The sequence below is a fragment of the Rhizobium sp. 05N430 genome (assembly GCF_056396985.1).
Genome location: NZ_JBFTMO010000009.1, coordinates 23375 through 37946, shown reverse-complemented (window position 1 = coordinate 37946; position 14572 = coordinate 23375). Strand labels below are relative to the sequence as shown.

At 61.2% G+C, this 14572-nt stretch carries 14 protein-coding genes; 4 read left to right on the top strand and 10 right to left on the bottom strand.

Annotated features, from left to right (window positions below):
* Positions 1-15 precede the first annotated feature (15 nt).
* The 8 genes from AC1DJO_RS18880 to AC1DJO_RS18845 all read right to left on the bottom strand — a co-directional run bounded on the left by AC1DJO_RS18880 (position 16) and on the right by AC1DJO_RS18845 (position 7691).
* Entirely contained in the window at positions 16-1152 is a 1137-nt protein-coding gene (locus tag AC1DJO_RS18880; RefSeq protein WP_477972405.1) for an efflux RND transporter periplasmic adaptor subunit, read from the bottom strand.
* Between the two features lie 48 nt (positions 1153-1200).
* Positions 1201-1806 (bottom strand): TetR/AcrR family transcriptional regulator, encoded by a 606-nt coding sequence (locus tag AC1DJO_RS18875; protein ID WP_112385665.1) that lies wholly within the window; start codon positions 1804-1806, stop codon positions 1201-1203.
* A gap of 144 nt (positions 1807-1950) precedes the next feature.
* On the bottom strand, positions 1951-2382 hold the full coding sequence (locus tag AC1DJO_RS18870) for an OsmC family protein (RefSeq protein ID WP_112537094.1): 432 nt from the start codon (positions 2380-2382) through the stop codon (positions 1951-1953).
* A gap of 119 nt (positions 2383-2501) precedes the next feature.
* Entirely contained in the window at positions 2502-3281 is a 780-nt protein-coding gene (locus AC1DJO_RS18865) for an SDR family oxidoreductase (RefSeq protein ID WP_477972403.1), read from the bottom strand.
* An 11-nt stretch (positions 3282-3292) separates the two neighbouring features.
* Entirely contained in the window at positions 3293-4168 is an 876-nt protein-coding gene (locus AC1DJO_RS18860; RefSeq protein WP_477972401.1) for an aldose 1-epimerase, read from the bottom strand.
* The gene (gene araH, locus AC1DJO_RS18855; protein ID WP_112385669.1) at positions 4165-5115 is read right to left on the bottom strand and encodes an L-arabinose ABC transporter permease AraH; all 951 of its coding nucleotides are present in this window, start codon (positions 5113-5115) and stop codon (positions 4165-4167) included. The genes AC1DJO_RS18860 and araH overlap by 4 nt, the downstream gene beginning before the upstream one ends.
* A gap of 15 nt (positions 5116-5130) precedes the next feature.
* On the bottom strand, positions 5131-6636 hold the full coding sequence (gene araG, locus AC1DJO_RS18850) for an L-arabinose ABC transporter ATP-binding protein AraG (protein WP_477972399.1): 1506 nt from the start codon (positions 6634-6636) through the stop codon (positions 5131-5133).
* Positions 6637-6707: 71 nt separating this feature from the next.
* Complete coding sequence (locus AC1DJO_RS18845; RefSeq protein ID WP_477972397.1) at positions 6708-7691, bottom strand: arabinose ABC transporter substrate-binding protein; 984 nt, start codon at positions 7689-7691, stop codon at positions 6708-6710.
* A gap of 210 nt (positions 7692-7901) precedes the next feature.
* Here AC1DJO_RS18845 and AC1DJO_RS18840 point away from each other — a divergent pair, with 210 nt between their 5' ends.
* Positions 7902-8657, top strand: a complete 756-nt coding sequence (locus AC1DJO_RS18840; RefSeq protein WP_477972395.1) for a FadR/GntR family transcriptional regulator — start codon at positions 7902-7904, stop codon at positions 8655-8657.
* A gap of 55 nt (positions 8658-8712) precedes the next feature.
* Positions 8713-9861, top strand: a complete 1149-nt coding sequence (gene dgoD, locus AC1DJO_RS18835) for a galactonate dehydratase (protein WP_477972393.1) — start codon at positions 8713-8715, stop codon at positions 9859-9861.
* Positions 9862-9939: 78 nt separating this feature from the next.
* On the opposite strand, the gene AC1DJO_RS18830 is transcribed toward dgoD, so the two are convergent.
* A complete protein-coding gene (locus AC1DJO_RS18830; RefSeq protein WP_477972391.1) occupies positions 9940-11163 on the bottom strand; it encodes an adenylate/guanylate cyclase domain-containing protein in 1224 nt (407 codons plus the stop codon).
* Positions 11164-11237: 74 nt separating this feature from the next.
* The gene (locus AC1DJO_RS18825) at positions 11238-12263 is read right to left on the bottom strand and encodes a LacI family DNA-binding transcriptional regulator (protein WP_477972389.1); all 1026 of its coding nucleotides are present in this window, start codon (positions 12261-12263) and stop codon (positions 11238-11240) included.
* A gap of 96 nt (positions 12264-12359) precedes the next feature.
* On the opposite strand from AC1DJO_RS18825, the gene AC1DJO_RS18820 reads away from it, so the two are divergent.
* Positions 12360-13547, top strand: a complete 1188-nt coding sequence (locus AC1DJO_RS18820; RefSeq protein WP_477972387.1) for a phytanoyl-CoA dioxygenase family protein — start codon at positions 12360-12362, stop codon at positions 13545-13547.
* 197 nt (positions 13548-13744) lie between these two features.
* Positions 13745-14566, top strand: a complete 822-nt coding sequence (locus AC1DJO_RS18815) for an SDR family oxidoreductase (RefSeq protein WP_477972385.1) — start codon at positions 13745-13747, stop codon at positions 14564-14566.
* The last annotated feature ends 6 nt before the right edge of the window (positions 14567-14572 follow it).

The following is a 14572-nucleotide window of genomic DNA, read 5'->3' as shown; positions in this document are numbered from 1 at the left end:
CCCTCTCGCTACGCCTTACTCGACGGCGCTGGTCGCTTCGGTGGAAGCGGCCTGCTGATCGGGCAGCTTGACCTTGAGGTTCTCGGTCATGAACTGCGTGCCGGCAGCAACGACGATATCGCCGCTCTGCAGGCCTTCGGTGACGCTGACGCCGTCGCCGGTGAAATCGGCAATCTTGATCTCGCGGGCATGGACGGTCGCAGCATTGCGGTCGACGATCCAGACGATCTTCTTGCCGTCCTTTTCCGCCAACGCCGTCAGCGGCACGGCGACATCAAGATTGGTATTGGTGACATTGGCCTCGACTGTCGCTGTCATGCCGAGAAGCACGCGCGGATCATTCGGCAGACTGACGCGGACGGAGAAAGTCCGTGACTGCGGATCAGCCGCACCCGAGACTTCGCGAACCTTGCCCTGCAGAACCAGCTTGTCATCGGACCAGAAGCTTGCCTTTACGGGTTTGCCAGGCTTGAACTCGGCAATATCGTTTTCCGGCACGGCGATCTGCACTTCCTTCTCGCCATCGACCGCCACCGCGACGACGGGCGTACCCGAAGCCACGACCTGACCGGTATCGGCATTGATCGCGGTCACGATGCCGTTCTGATCGGCCTGCAGCGCAGCGTAGCTCACCTGGTTTTTCGCCTGGTCGAGCGACGACAGAGCGGCATCGCGCGTCGATACCGCCTGATCGTAGGTCAGCGACGCTTGTTCAAGCTGTGATTTCGAGGCGACGCTCTTGTCGAAGAGCTGGATGGCACGCTTGTTGGCCAGATCGGCGGTCTGTACGCCCTTCTCGGCGGCGGCCAGATTGGCTTCAGCACTCTTCACTGCAAGCTCGTAGTCGGTCGCATCGACGCGTGCCAAGAGGTCACCCGGTTTCACGCGATCGCCGATATTGACGGCGCGTTCGGTGATCTTGCCGGCAACGCGGAAGCCGAGATTCATCTCGGTGCGCGCCTTGACGGCGCCGGAATAATCAAGCGCCCGCGTGTCGCCAGCCTTGGCGATCTCGACGACCTTCACGGGCCGCAACACTTGCGGGGCTTCTGCCTTTCTCTCGTCGCTGCAGCCGGAAAGGCCAAGAATGAGAGCGCCGGCGAGCGCAAGAGTGAAAATGGACGGCATGAGGCGGCTATTGAGCGAAATCATCTTCGCGCTCCCGATCTTTCGAATGTTATACGGCGGCTGAACCGCCTGTTATTTCAATGCTTTCAGAGAGAATTCGACGAGCTCGTCAATCGTCGCCCGATTAGTCTTGGCCAGACACTGAGCAACGATTTGCGGATGGCACAGGGTGACCGTCGCCGCACCGAAACAACGCGAAGCCGCATCCGCGTCCTGTTCGGCAAACTCACCGGCCGCAATCCCCTCGCGGATCACGTCGGCAAGCAATGCATGAATGCTGTCGATATGCTTGTCGATCACGTGCCAGTCGCGCTCGATCGCGACGACCACCATTTCGTGAACCTTTTCGCGATCGAGCATGGTGTCGACCGTCATCTGATACTGGCCATGCACGAAAAGCCGCAGCCGCTCCGAAGCGCTGAGCGGCAAATGGCAGGCGTCGTAGGCCTGCTTGTAACCTGCGGCCAGCATGCGGCCGCAGATCGCCTGGTGGATTTCCACCTTGGATGCAAAGAAGCGGTAGATATTGGCCGGCGACATGCCCAGATCACGGGCGACGTCGGCAACGGTCGTCTTGGCATAACCGTAGTGACGGAACAGCTTTTCAGCCGAATCCAGAATGCGCGTCACATTCTCCTGACGGCTGCTTTCGATCGTGGCTTCTGCAATTTCGCCCATGTTTTGGGTGGCCTCACTTACGACTGACGAATTTTGAATTTCGTCAGTCGTAAGATATCAGCCATCACATGTCAATCAGTGAATCAAACGTAAAAATGCCGCGGCCATCGGGCGCGCGGCATTGTATGAATATTTTCAAATGGATCAGGAAAGCGTCACATCGAGCGTGATCGGCACGGCCGACAGCGCCTTGGAAACCGGGCACCCGGCCTTGGCCTTGTTGGCAAGTTCGGTGAATTTCGCCTGATCGGCACCCGGCACCTTGCCGGACAGCGAAAGATGGATGGCGGTGATCGCAAAGCCGCCTTCGACGCTTTCCAGCGTCACCTTCGCATTCGTTTCCATGCTCTCGGCCGTCAGCCCGGCTTCACCGAGGATCAGTGAAAGCGCCATCGTGAAGCAACCGGCATGCGCCGCGCCGATCAGCTCTTCCGGGTTCGTACCGGGAACGCCTTCGAAACGCGTTGCAAAGCCATAGGGCTGCTCCTTGAGAGCGCCGCTCTGGGTCGAAATCTTGCCCTTGCCGTCCTTGAGCCCGCCGGACCATTGGGCCGATGCTGTGCGATTGATCTGCATGCCGTCCTCCGTTGCGATTGAAACCTGAAGTGGCCAATGCCGCCACCGCGGAAGGCATCACCTTCCTTGGCGCAATATAAGGCTCGATATCGCGTTGGCGACCACCACGCAAAAATCATTCAGGCCGGATGCTGCTGCACGCTCAAACCGCCATCGACAGTCAGGCAGGTGGCATTCATGAACGGGCATTCGTCAGAGATCATGAAGACGGCGGCCATGGCGATCTCCTCCGGCGTGGCGATCCGCCCGCCGGGATGAAGCTTCATCGTTTCGGCCTTGGCCGCCTCCGGATCGGGAAAGCCGTTCCAGTAGTCGATGACCTTCTGGGTCGCGACATAGCCGGGCGCCAACGCGTTCACACGAATGTTCTTCGCCGCATATTCAAGCCCCAGCGACTTGGTCATGCCGAGTAGCGCATGCTTTGCAAGCGGATAGGGAAATGTATGCTGGATGATGGTGAAGGCATGGGTGGAGGCGATATTGAGGATCACCCCGCCGCCCTGCTCGATCAACCCCGGCAGCACGGATTTCGTGCAGTTCCACGCGCCCTTGAGGTTGATGTCGAAGCAGCGGTCCCATTCCGCATCGCTTGTCTCAAGCGGCTCGGCAAAGACATTGACGCCGGCATTGTTGACCAGCGCATTGATCGGACCGATTTCCGAGGCAGCCCGCGAAACCGCAGTCGCAATTGCCGAAGCATCGGTGATATCGGCGCGCATATGCGCAACGCGGGCGCCCTTTGAACGAAGCCCGGCCGCGGCTGAGGCTAGACGCGCCTCGTCGGTATCGATGAGAAAGACGGCAGCATCCTCGCGCACGAAGGCCTCGGCAATCGCCAGGCCGATGCCCTGCGCCGCACCTGTGATCAGCACGCGCTTTCCCTTGAGACGCTCCACCAAAATTTCCTCCGTCAGATTTCCAAGGCCGAAAGGCTGATCGCCATTTGCCCCGAAATGCTCTCGCCGGGCTGCAGCAAGACAAGGCCGCCAAACTCGGGCATGTGATGGCCATTCGGCAAGTGGGTCATCGGCTCGAAGCAGAAGAAATCCGCATCACCGCCGGCTGTATAGATCATGTAGTTGCCGAAGACCGGATCCGCCTCGATATCAGCCACAAGCTTCAGCTCCGGCCAGACGATCCGGGCATGGCCATCCCAGCCTTCGAAGGCATTGTTGATCCACTGCGGCGGAATGGTTCGGGGCCGCGAGAAATCGAGCAGTTCGGGCACTGGCCCTCGCTTATCCGGCAGGTGGCCATCCCGCTCCGTCCAGAAATGCTCCGCTGGAGCGGTCAACGATATCTGCGGCGTCAGCGAGAAATAAGGATGAAAGCCGAGGCCGAACGGCAGCGGCGCATGACCGCTGTTCGTCACGCCGAGCGTATTCACCAGGCAATTGCCGGAAATCGAAAAACGCTGCGACGCCTGATAGCGATACGGCGAAAGATGATCGGCAGCGTGGCGGAAGGTCATTTCCGCCTTCTGGCGGCCGTGGGAGACGATATCCCAAAGCCCGAGCCAGCCATCCCCATGCAGATAGAGCGGATCGGCCGTGTTGGGGCGGAAGCAATAATCGCGGCCGCCAACGGTCATCACATTGTCGCCAACCCGGTTGCCGAAAGGCACGAGAGGGAAACTGGCAGCGCCGCCATCGGCACCGCCGCCGGCTACCATGAAGGCGCACCCGCGAAAACTGGCACTGCTGATCGCGCCGCCAAAGCGGGACAGAGAGATCTCAAGATCGCCATCGGCGATCCGGATCTCCTCCATGTCCGCAGACCCGCTCACCCGCGCCGTCCGGCCGCCGACGATCTCAGATTGTCGAGCAGCACGGCAATCAGCAGGATCAGGCCGCGCACGACATACTGGTAGAAGGCCTGAATGTTCAAAAGGTTCATGACGTTTTCGGCAATCCCCATGATCAGCACGCCGACAATGACCCCGGTCATCGCCGCACGCCCACCGGCCAGCGACACGCCGCCGAGGACGCAGGCGGAGATGACCGAAAGCTCAAGCCCGGTCGCCGCGTTCGGCTGACCGGAGGTGATGCGCGAGGCCAGCAGGATGCCGGCGATGGCGCAGACCAGACCCTGCAGCGCAAAGATCCAGATGCGCATGTTGACGACGTTGACGCCGGCAAGACGCGAGGCTTCCGGATTGCCGCCGATGGCGAGCGTGTTCTTGCCGAAGACCGTGCGGTTCAGCACGAAGCCGAAGACGATGAACAGCGCGATCATGATCCAGATCGGCGTCGGCACCGTCAGGAAACGCGACAGCGCCAGCTGGTAGAAAGAAGGATCGTTGATGCCGACAGCACGGCCGTCCGATGCGATCAGCGCGAAGCCGCGAACGATCTGCATCGTCGCCAGCGTGGTGATCAGCGCATTGATACGGAACTTGGCGATGACCACGCCATTGATGACGCCGACGATGCTGCCGCAGATCAGCGCCGCCAGCAGGCCGAGCGGGATCGAGCCGGTCGAATTCGACACCATGACAGCAATCATGCCGGAGAAGGCGACCGTTGAGCCAACGGACAGGTCGAAGTCGCGCGAGGCCAGGCAAAACATCATCGTACAGGCAACGATGCCGATGGTGACCACCGACTGCAGCAGGCCGAGCATATTGCGTTCCGTCAGGAAGCTCGGAACAAAGATCGAGACGATGACGAAGGCAATGGCGAAGATCACCACGAGGCCTTGTTCGCCGAGAAGGATTTTTTTCAACGAGTTCATCGTGCTGTTCCTGAATTAGATTGTGCCGGCGGCATTCTTGTCGGGCAGTGCCGCGGTCAGAATGCTGCGTTCGTCGAAATCGGCGCGTGCCACATTGGCGGCAACGCGGCCCTGGCACATGACCATGATGCGATCCGAAATACCCATCACCTCAGGCAATTCGCTGGAGATGACGACGATCGCCATGCCACCCGCCGCAAGCTCATAGAGAATTTCGTAGATCTCGGACTTGGCGCCGACATCGATACCGCGCGTCGGCTCGTCGATGACGAGGACCTTGACGCCCTGTTCCGAAAGCCAGCGGCCAAGAATGACCTTCTGCTGGTTGCCACCCGACAGATTGATAATGTCCTGCTTGCGCGACGGCGTGCGCACCCGAAGCTTGGCGATGAACTGGTCTGCGACCGACGCTTCCTTCTTCGGATTCAGCACACCGAAGGGCGAGAAGTGGCGGCGCGAGGAAATCGCGATATTTTCCTGGATCGACCGTCCCTGGATGATCCCGTCGAACTTGCGATCCTCGGGGCAGAGAACCATTCCGGCATTGATTGCCGCCTTCGGATTGTTGGGCGAGACGGCAACGCCGTCGATCGTCACCGCGCCCTGATGCCGGTGATCGGCGCCATAGAGCAGCCGCGCCATTTCACTTCGCCCGGCCCCAATAAGGCCGAAAAAGCCAAGGATCTCGCCCTGACGCACAGAGAAGCTGATCGGGTTGCGCAGCTTCGAGCCGGAGAGGTTCTTGACCTCCAGCCTGATGCCGCCAAGCGGGCGCTCGCGCCAGCCCCAGATATTACTGATCTCGCGCCCGACCATCTCGGCGATGATCTGGTCGCGCGTCGTATCGGCGACTTTTGGATGATGGGCAGCAAGCTTGCCGTCACGCAAAACGGTCAGGCTGTCGCAAAGACGGAAGATCTCGTCCAACCGATGCGAGACGTAGAGAATGACGGTGCCTTTGGACTTCAGCTTCTCGATCAGCGAGAAGAGGATTTCGCTTTCGCGCGACGACAGCGAAGATGTCGGCTCATCGAGCGCGATCACCCGCGCGTCGAGCATGACGGCCTTGGCGATCTCCACCATCTGGCGGGCACCGATCGACAGCGTCGCAACCTTTGCCGAGGGATCGACGTCGATGCCGATATCGTTGAGCCTGGCGCGCACCGTCTCGATCAGCGTCTTGCTGTCGATGACCCCGGCCTTGCCCGGAAAGCGGCCGAGCCAGAGGTTTTCGGCAACGGTCAGCTCGGGAACGAGCTGAAGTTCCTGGTGAATGACGATGACGCCGGCGTTGAAGGCATCGCGGACGGAGCTGTATTTCTGCTCCTCACCATCGATGACGATCGTGCCGTCATCGGACGACTGATCGCCCGAGAGTATCCGGATAAGGGTCGACTTGCCGGCGCCGTTCTCACCCATCAGTCCATGAACGGCGCCCTTTTCGACACCGAACGAGACATTGGAGAGCGCCTGCACGCCCGGATAGCCTTTGGAAATGGTCTTGAATTCGAGGAAAGCCATCATCGCTCCATCGAGAAAGAGCCCGGCGGCAGACATGCGCCGCCGGGATTAAAATCACCTTGGGAGGATGATTATTCGATGCCGAGGTCCTTGCGAACCTTTTCGTAATCGCCGCGCAGCGCCAGCGAACCGGAGGTCAGCGTCAGCTTGGCCGGTTCCTTGCCGTTGGCGATCCAGTCGTACATGTTCATCGCGGTTTCGTAGCCATGACGCTTCGGCGAGATGATGACGGTGCCGAAGAAGCCGGTTGCGGCAGGCTTCTTGAACTCGTTGATCGCCGAGTCAGCGCCACCGATGCCGACGCCGATCACGTGGTCGGCAGCGATACCGACCGATTCCGATGCACGGACCGCGCCAAGAACCGCTTCGTCATTGAGGCCGAAGGCAACCCAGTATTTCACGTCGGCATGCTTGTTGAGAACGGTGGTCGCAGCGTTCAGAGCGGCTTCCGTATCCGTCTTGGCCTGCGGCGCATCGAAGATGTTTTCAGCCCGGAAGCCTGCGGTCTTCAGAACCGAGATCGCGCCTTCGACACGATCAACAGCGGTCGGAAGCTGGTCGTAGGAAACGCGGATCGCGCCGACATTCTTCATGTCCCAGCCGCGCTTCTTGATTTCGTCAACGAGCGCCTGGCCGACGGTCTCGCCGATCTTGGTGGCGGAGATACCCATATGTGGAACGTCTTCCAGCGGCTTGCCGTCAGCGTCGACCAGGCGGTCGTCGACGGTCATGACCTTGAGCTGGTTGGCGGCAGCCTTGGCGACGATGCCGGGGCCGAGCTTGACGTCAGGCGTGCAGACGATGAAGCCCTGAGCGCCCTGGGCGCCGACATTATCGATCGCCGACTGAACCTTCTCGCCGTCTTCGGCGCCGATCTTGACGACGGTGAAGCCCTTTTCCTTGGCGGCTTGGTCGGCGAACTTCCATTCGTCCTGGAACCACGGCTCTTCCGGCTGCTTGACGATGAAGCCGATCTTGACGTCTTCGGCAAAGGCGGAGCCGGCGGCCAGAATGGCAAATGTGCCAGCCAGGATGGCTGCTTTGAACAAGCGCATGTCTCTCTCCCTAACTCTCAAAAATGAGCATCTGCCTCCCAGGCAGTGCGCTAGAATTAAGTTAAATCATCATACCAGTCAATTGCCTTTGTATGATGATTGGAATAATAAGATAATATCAAGCGTGCCGGGAGGAGCCGTCGCAAAGGAAATCGAATTCGGCTAAGACGGTTCGGTTTGCTTCGCGGGCAAGGAAAGCGGAGAGGTCATTTGGATTCCATCGAGCAGCAGAGTGGGGATGCCAATCCGCGCATCGGAAGCCGTCCGCGCGTTCGCAAGAACGTGACAGCCGCCATGGCCGAAGACATCTTTTCGGAGCGCTATCCGGCCGGATCGCCGCTGCCGCGAGAAAACGATCTCTGCGAGCTCTACGGCGTCAGCCGCACTGTCATCCGCGAATCCCTCAAGGTGCTGGAATCCAAGGGACTTGTGCGCGGCAAGCCGCGGATCGGCACCTCGGTTTGCGACCGCGACGACTGGAACATTATCGACGCCGAAGTACTCGAATGGATGGGACCTTATATCAAGGACTTCGACCTGCTCGGCTGCATTCTGGAGGCACGCCGCACGATCGAACCGGCAGCCGCGGAATATGCCGCCGAACGGGCAACGACCCAGGAAATCGCCGATCTCGACAGCGCCTGGCGCCAGATGCGGGATTCCGCCGGTGACCCCGAAGCCTTCACCGATGCCGACGTGACCTTTCATGCCGTACTTCTCAAGGCGAGCCACAACCAGGTGTTCCGCCGGCTGCTCAGCGCCATCCATGCTGCGCTGAAATATGCCCTGCATGCCTCGAACATTGCCGTCGAAAGCCGTGAGGACGCCGTTGCCGTCCATGGCGAGCTTGTCGAGGCACTGAGGCTGCGCAACCGTACAAAGGCGCGTGAATGCGCCAATCGCATGCTGGATCTCGCCGTGCGCGATCTCGCCGCCGCCGAAAAGGCGATCGGCCGGACCAAGTAAACAGACAGGCGGCACCGCCGCAGACGCAACACGAGAAGAATGAAAGCCCGACCCCATGAAGATCACCAAGCTCACGACTTACATCGTTCCGCCGCGCTGGCTGTTTCTGAAGATCGAGACGGATGAGGGTGTCGTCGGCTGGGGCGAACCGGTGGTCGAGGGACGGGCGCTGACGGTCGAGGCCGCCGTCCATGAACTGGCCGACTATCTCATCGGCAAGGACCCCTTTCTGATCGAGGACCACTGGACGGTCATGTATCGGGGCGGCTTCTACCGCGGCGGCGCCGTCCACATGAGCGCGATTTCGGGCATCGACCAGGCGCTGTGGGACATCAAGGGCAAGGCGCTCGGCCAGCCCATCCACTCGCTCCTCGGCGGCCAGGTGCGTGACCGCATCAAGGTCTATTCCTGGATCGGCGGCGACCGCCCCTCCGACGTTGCCCGCAACGCCAAGGATGTCGTCGCCCGGGGCTTCAAGGCGATTAAGCTCAACGGCTGCGAGGAAATGCAGATCGTCGATTCGAACGAGAAGATCGATCGCGCCGTCGAGACCATCGCCACTATCCGCGAAGCGATCGGCCCGCATATCGGCATCGGCGTCGATTTCCACGGCCGCGTCCACAAGCCGATGGCCAAGGTGCTGGCCAAGGAGCTCGAGCCCTACAAGCTGATGTTCATCGAGGAGCCCGTGCTCTCGGAACACCGCGAAACGCTGAAGGAAATCGCCAACCATTGCTCGACGCCGATCGCGCTCGGCGAGCGGCTCTATTCACGTTGGGACTTCAAGTCGGTTCTGGCCGACGGCTATGTCGATATCATCCAGCCGGATCTCTCCCATGCCGGCGGCATCACCGAATGCCGCAAGATCGCCTCGATGGCCGAAGCCTATGACGTGGCGCTCGCCCCGCATTGCCCGCTCGGCCCGATCGCACTTGCCGCCTGCCTGCAGGTCGATGCCATCAGCTACAACGCCTTCATCCAGGAGCAGAGCCTCGGCATTCACTACAACAAGGGCAACGACATCCTCGATTACATCTCCAACAAGGAGGTGTTCCAGTATGCCGACGGTTTCGTCTCCATCCCGCAGGGACCGGGTCTCGGCATCGAGGTGGACGAAGCCTATGTCATCGAACGCGCCAAGGAAGGCCACCGCTGGCGCAACCCGATCTGGCGCCACGAAGATGGCAGCTTCGCCGAATGGTAAGATAGCAAGGGCCGCGAAAGCGGCCCTTCTCTTTTAGGAGCGGCGGCAGGAACCAGACAACGGCACCAAACTGTGCCCTTAGTTGCCTGCGCCCAGCCAGGCTGTCTCCAGCGTATAAAGAGCTTGCGGGCGCTTGACGCCGCGCAGCGCATATCGCCCGATGCAGGCGAGTTCGGCGCGATCCTCGCTCGGGATCGTATCGGCAAATTCCGACGAGATCAGCACATTGAAATCCACCGACCGGCACATCGAGGCGATGCGGCTGACCTCGTTGACGGCAGGGCCGATGACCGTGAAGTCGAGGCGTTCCTGGCTGCCGATATTGCCGTAGAAGACATCGCCGATATGCAGGCCGAGATAGACGTCGGTCGTTGGCCGGCTATCGACCGCGCGCGCCGCATTGAGCTTGGCGAGCTTTTCGCGCAGCAGCCGTTCGGCCTTCAGCGCCGCGCAACAGGCTTCAGAGGGATCCTCGCCCTTGAAGATCGCCAGCACGCCATCTCCGATCAACTTCAGAACATTGCCGCCGGACTCGTGGATCGCCGAGATCACCACTTCGCTATACTCGTTCAGAAACGGCAGGATCTCTTCCGGCGAGGCGTTGTCGGAGATCCTCGTATAGTTCAGCAGATCCGAGAACCAGAGAGCTGCCGAGATCCGTTCCGATTTGCCGCGGCTGATCTTGCCTTCCATGACCTGACGCGCCGCATCCTCCCCGAGATAGACCTCGGCAATGGTGCGGGCGATGCGGCCTAGGCCGATACATTTGATCGCCAGGCCAAGCACCGGCACCAGCTTGCGCAGGATGACCAGATCGTGGTCCGAAAAGCCCTCCGGATGGCGCGTCGAGAAATGCGAGAAGAAGCAGTCCATCTCGCCGATCGTGCCCTGCTTCTCGAAGCGATGGATCATCGCGACATAATCGGTATGGCCGAGCTCAGCCATCTTCTCGAGCATCTGGAAATCGGCGGGATCGCCGAAACCGATACGGCGGCGAACCTCGTTCTCGGTGCCCGCCCAGAGATAATAGAAGGCGGACCGCTTCCAGCTTTCCAGCGCTTCCCCCTCACCGGTCGGTCCATATTCGAATTCGGATTCGATCTCCTGCTCGCTGTCAAAGCGAAAGGCGCGTCCCTCGTGAACCGGATGCAGCGTATCCATCAGCGCCATGCCGCGGTCGATCTGCAGACCCTTGTCACGGCAGGCGATGCAGAAGCCGTCGAGCAGCTCGGACTCCGTCGCGCCCTTCAAGCCCTGTTCCGTCAGCCAGGTCGCGATGGTTCCAATGTCGCTGTATTCCATGCCATCCACCTCCCTGTTCGGCCAACAACTATCCGGATTTCGTCCCATGAGAAAGAAAAACAAGAGAGTGGCGGTCACCCGCCGGATGGCATGTTGAACGGCGTGATAATCTCGACGGCCGAAAGCGGCCCGTGGCCGTTTCGCTGCGCCTTCGAGGAGCGGTCGAGGATGGCGCGAAAAGCCGAGCGCGCATCGGTGCGCAAATCATGGTGCAGGACGAAATTGATCTTGCCCGATGCCAGCAGCGTGCGATTATCGGCATCGAGATCATGCGCCACGAACACCCGCAACGGCCGCCCCGACGCCTCGAAGGCGGCAAGCACCGCCCTGTTGCCGCCGCCGATCGAATAGACGGCATCGATCGCCCGGTTCGCCGCAAGCGCCTCGGCCGCCAGCGTCCCCGTCGCCGCATCCGTCCCATGCCCCTCGCTGATTTCGGTGATCCCGATCGACGGATAGCGCTCGCGGATGATGCGGCGAAAGCCGATCTCGCGCTCTTCCTCTCCCCTGAACCGTCCGCTCGACAACGTGACCAGCACATGGCCTGGCCGCTCTCCCATCTGCGAACCGATCAGATAGGCAGCCGTCTCCCCGGCCGCCCGGTTGTCGGCGCCGGCATAGGCAGCGCGCGGCGAATTCGGCAGATCGGTGACGAGCGTGACAACAGGTATTTTGGCCTCGTCGGCGCGCCGCACGGCGGCAATGACATCAGGCACATCGGGCGCCTTCAGCACGATGCCGTGCGTTCCGCGAAGCCGGATGCGATCGATCAGCTGCACCAGCTCGGCCGGCCTCATCACTTCGGCGAAGTGAAACCGGCAGCGAAAAACGGTCGGCAGCAGCGTCGTGACTTCCGCCTCGAACGCGGCCCGGACAGCATCGCTGAACCGCTCCGGCGTTTCCATGACGATATCGATCGACAGCTTCCGGCTGGCGGCCTCGGCACCCGCCTGCTGCTTTTCCAGTTCGGCTATCGCCGCTTTCACGCGCTGCTCGGTCTGGCGGCGCACTCCGGGCCGCTCGTTCAGCACCCGATCGACGGTCGCCGTGCTGAGCCCGGCCTGGAAGGCGATATCCTTGACGAGGAAATGGTGCGGCATCGGCGCAGTTCTGATGGTTTTTTGATGGATCGCTGATCTATATCAGCAAATGCTGCGGCGTATAGTGCCCTCCATCAGCGATTGGAGGAGCACCTGATGAAAACCGACAACCTGCAGAAACTGCGCGCCGACCGCGTCTGGCTGACCGAAGACGCCTGCGATCTCGGCGATTTTCGCGATCTGGCCGAGAAGACGACCTTGCTCGCAGACTACCCAAATGCCGATAGCGTCGAGAAAAACGTGCTGATCTACGACAGCCGTAAGGTCGTCGCAGCGATCGCCGATCCCGAGGGCCGCCGCGCTGTGCTGGCGGAAATCTGCGAAGCCTTCGGCGACGGTCCCGGCGTGGTCGTCTTCAAACGTGCCTACGAGGATACCTCTGTCATCGACCGTGCCAGCAAGATCTTCGACGAGATCATCGAGGAGCAGCACCGCACTTCGACCGGCGGCGGCGACCACTTTGCCAAGCCGGGCGCCAATGATCGCATCTGGAATTCGCTGGAAAAGCACTGCCTGGCCGATCCCGAGAATTTCGCCCGCTACTACGCCAATCCGATCATTGCGATCGCCAGCGAAGCCTGGCTCGGGCCGAGCTATCAGATGACGGCGCAGGTCAACCGGGTCAACCCGGGCGGCGCGGCGCAATCGGCGCATCGCGATTATCACCTCGGCTTCCAGTCCTCCAAGGTCATCGAGCAGTTTCCCGCCCACGTCCACAAGCTCTCGCCGGTGCTGACGCTGCAGGGCGCGGTCGCCCATTGCGACATGCCGCTCGAAAGCGGACCTACGCTTTTCCTGCCGCATAGCCAGACCTATGTGCCGGGCTACCTCGCGCTCAAGCGCCAGGAATTCAAGGATTATTTCGACAAACACCATGTCCAGCTGCCGCTGCAGAAGGGTGACCTGGTCTTCTTCAACCCGGCGCTGTTCCACGCCGCAGGCACCAACCGCTCTGCCGATATCAAGCGCGTCGCAAATCTCCTGCAGGTCTCCTCCGCCTTCGGCCGGGCCATGGAAACGGTCAACCGCGAGCGCATGAGCGCCAAGCTGTTCCCGGCGCTGAAAAAGCTGAAAGGACAGCTTTCGGAAACCGATATCGTCAACGCCGTCGCCTCCTGCGCCGAGGGCTATTCCTTCCCGACCAACCTCGACCGCGACCCGCCGGTCGGCGGCCTGGCGCCGAAGACGCAGGCACAGCTGATGCATGAGGCGCTGAAGGAAGGCTGGAGCGATGAAGCCTTTGCCAAGGCGCTTGCGGATCAGGCGGAAAAGAAGCTGACGTAAGAACAAGGAGCCCCCTCATCCGCCCTTCGGGCACCTTCTCCCCGCTGGGGAGAAGGGGACACGAGACGGCGCGGCAAATCCCTTCTCCTCTCGGGGAGAAGGTGGCGGCCGCTGGATGAGGGGGCCACACGCACGAACCAAACCGCCTCTCGCACCCGCGAGGGGCTATTTGCATATCAATCAAACGGAGGAACCACATGAGCACAGACTTGAGCCGCCTGGACGGCAAGATCGCCATCGTCACCGGCGGCACCCAGGGCCTTGGCGCCACCATCGCCCGGCTGTTTGCCGAACGCGGCGCCAAGGGCATCGTCATCTGCGGCCGCAATGAAGCGAAGGGCAAGGCCAAGGCGGAGGAACTCTCGGCCGAAACCGGCGCCAAGGTGGTCTACGTCGAGGCAGATCTTGGCAAGGTCGAAGACGCGCAGAACGTTGTCCGCGCCTGCGACCAGACCTTCGGCCGCGTCGATGCGCTGGTGAACGCCGCGGCGATCACCGACCGCGGCACCATCCTCGACACCAGCCCGGAGCTCTTCGACCAGATGTTCGCCGTCAACGTCAAGGCGCCGTTCTTCCTGATCCAGGAGGCGGTCAAGGTGATGCGCCGTGAGAAGATCGAAGGCACGATCGTCAATATCGGCTCGATGTCGGCGAAAGCCGGTCAGCCCTTCATCGCCGCCTATTGCGCTTCCAAGGGCGCGCTGGAGACGCTGACCAAGAACACCGCCTATGCGCTGCTGCGCAATCGCATCCGCGCCAACGGCCTGAACATCGGCTGGATGTCGTCGGAGGGCGAAGACCGGATACAGCGGGAATATCATGGCGCCGCCGAGGACTGGCTGGCAAAGGCAGCCGCAAGCCAGCCCTTCGGCCGCCTTGTCGATCCCGAGGAAGTTGCGCGCGCCTGCGCTTATCTCTCGTCTGCGGAATCCGGCCTGATGACCGGTTCGGTCATCTGCTTCGACCAATCGATCTGGGGCGCCTATGACGGCTCGCCGCATCCGGTTGCCGCTCTTTAAGTGACT